General features: G+C 74.8%; 3 protein-coding genes. 2 read left to right on the top strand and 1 reads right to left on the bottom strand.

Annotated features, from left to right (window positions below):
- A partial coding sequence (locus BKN37_RS26905; protein WP_242657380.1) for a glycerate kinase occupies positions 1 to 259 on the bottom strand: 259 nt, incomplete at its 3' end.
- A 138-nt stretch (positions 260 to 397) separates the two neighbouring features.
- Here BKN37_RS26905 and BKN37_RS26900 point away from each other — a divergent pair.
- Together BKN37_RS26900 and cobT are read left to right on the top strand one after the other, a co-directional pair.
- Positions 398 to 1,078 carry a DUF3043 domain-containing protein gene (locus tag BKN37_RS26900; RefSeq protein ID WP_071030328.1) on the top strand — a complete coding sequence of 227 codons (681 nt, stop codon included), beginning with the start codon at positions 398 to 400 and terminating at the stop codon, positions 1,076 to 1,078.
- Complete coding sequence (gene cobT, locus BKN37_RS26895) at positions 1,071 to 2,147, top strand: nicotinate-nucleotide--dimethylbenzimidazole phosphoribosyltransferase (RefSeq protein WP_071030324.1); 1,077 nt, start codon at positions 1,071 to 1,073, stop codon at positions 2,145 to 2,147. The genes BKN37_RS26900 and cobT overlap by 8 nt, the downstream gene beginning before the upstream one ends.
- Positions 2,148 to 2,311: the final 164 nt, after the last annotated feature.

Here is a 2,311-nt window from a genome sequence, read left to right as displayed (position 1 = left end):
GGTAACCGGTGCCGGCCTCGGCGTCGAGCACCCACTGCGCGTCGACGTCGCCGTCCAGCGGCCCGGCCACCCGCGCCTGGCGCAGCTCCCCGAGCTGGCTGGCCAGCACCGCGACGAAACCCGGCCCGCCGTCGGATTGCGGGGCGATGGTGAGCCGGTCCCCGGGCCGGCTGCGGTGCCAGCCGGCCGCGATCGCCGCCGCGGCCTGCACCGCGGTCAGGCTCTCGCCGTAGCTGTCCGGGGCGATCAGCACCCGCAGGGTGGTCGGCTCCGCGGTCCGGGTCTCGACCGGGGGCTCCGACGCCGGGGAAACCGGGGGGCCGCTCATAGCCCAAACGGTAGCGAGCCCGCCCAGCTGCCCGCCGGGGAACCACGCCGGCGAAGTAACCTGGCCACTGTGAAGTTGCTGGGACGCAAGAAAGAGGTCACCGCCCCGGAGGAGGCCGCCGACGCCGAATCGGCCGGCGAGGACGCCGCGCCGGTCACCGAGACCGCCGGGTCGCGCACCACCGCGCCCAAGGGCCGGCCCACCCCCAAGCGCAGCGAGGCCGCCAAGCGCCGCGGCCCGATCGCCCCGGCCCCGATGACCGCCGCCGAGGCCCGCGCCCGCCGCAAGGCGATGGCCGGCCCGAAGCTGAGCCGCGAGGAACGCCGGCTCCAAAAGGCCGAGCGCCGCGAGCGGATGACCGAACGCCGGGAGAAGATGATGGCCGGCGACGAGGCCTACCTGCTGCCCCGCGATCAGGGCCCGGTGCGCCGGTTCGCCCGCGACGTGGTGGATGCGCGCCGCAACGTGCTGGGCTTGTTCATGCCGTCGGCGCTGGGGCTGCTGTTCATCAGCATGGCGGTGGTTCAGCTGCAGTTTTACCTGTACCCCGCGATGCTGGTGCTGATGGCGGTGATGGCCGTCGACGCGGTCATCCTGGCCCGCAAGGTCAACCGGCTGGCCGACGCCAAGTTCCCCGACAATGTCGAAAGCCGGTGGAAGCTGGGGCTTTACGCCGCGGGCCGGGCCTCGCAGCTGCGCCGGATGCGGGCGCCCCGGCCGCAGGTCAACCGCGGCGAGAAGGTTGAGTAACGCCGGCGCCACGTTCGCGCCGGTGCCACCGCCCGAGCCCGACGTCGCCGCCGCCGCGCGCGCCCGCCAGGACCTGCTCACCAAACCGCCGGGGGCGCTGGGCCGCCTCGAGGAGCTGTCGGTGTGGGTGGCGTCGTGTCAGGGGCAGTGCCCGCCGCATCAGTTCGACCGGGCCCGGGTGGTGGTGTTCGCCGGGGATCACGGTGTCGCCGGGTCCGGGGTGTCGGCGTATCCGGCCGCGGTGACCGCCCAGATGGTCACCAACATCGCCGCCGGCGGCGCGGCGATCAACGCGCTCGCCGACGTCGCCGGGGCCACCGTGCGGGTCGCCGACCTGAGCGTGGACGCCGAGGAATTCTCCGAACCCGTTGGCGCGCACAAGGTGCGGCGCGGCAGCGGCAACATCGCGGTCGAGGATGCGCTGACCGCCGAGCAGACCGCCGCCGCGATCGCGGCCGGCCAGCGGATCGCCGACGAGGAGGTCGACGCCGGCGCCGACCTGCTCATCGCCGGCGACATGGGCATCGGAAACTCCACCGTGGCAGCGGTTTTGGTGGCCGCGCTGACCGACACCGAACCGGTGGCGGTGGTCGGCTACGGCACCGGCGTCGACGACGCCGGCTGGGCCCGTAAAACCGCGGCGGTGCGCGACGCGCTGTTCCGGGCGCGCCCGGTGCGCACCGATCCGGTGGCGTTGCTGCGCTGTTGCGGCGGCGCCGACCTGGCCGCGATGGCGGGATTTTGCGCGCAGGCCGCGGTGCGGCGCACCCCGCTGCTGCTGGACGGGCTGGCGGTGAGCGCCGCCGCGCTGGTCGCCGACCGGCTGGCGCCGGGGGCCCGCGCCTGGTGGCAGGCCGGGCACCGCTCCCCCGAGCCGGCGCACGCGCTGGCGTTGTCCCGGCTGGACCTGGAACCGATCGTGGACCTGCGGATGCGGTTGGGCGAGGGCAGCGGCGCGGCGGTCGCGCTGCCGGTGCTGCGGGCCGCGGTGGCCGCGCTGGCGTCCATGTCGACGTTTTCGCAGGCCGGCGTGGCCGGCTCCGGCGAGCCGGGATCCGTTCGCTGGTAGCGGCCTTCGCGTGCGAGACGGTGCTGCAGGATGCGGGGACTGCGGCGCCGGTGCGGTGTCTGATATACATCTGGCGCCGGCGACGGCCGTGTTGGGGTAGGTGTGCGTTGTGGGGGTTGTGCTTTGGGAGAGGGGGGGGTGGGGTGGACGGGTGTGGGTGTGGG

Origin of the sequence: Mycobacterium talmoniae, from assembly GCF_001854525.1 — a bacterium.
Classification (GTDB): domain Bacteria; phylum Actinomycetota; class Actinomycetes; order Mycobacteriales; family Mycobacteriaceae; genus Mycobacterium; species Mycobacterium talmoniae.
Note: the sequence above shows the minus strand (reverse complement) of the source record. Positions and strands in the feature narration are given on the sequence as shown.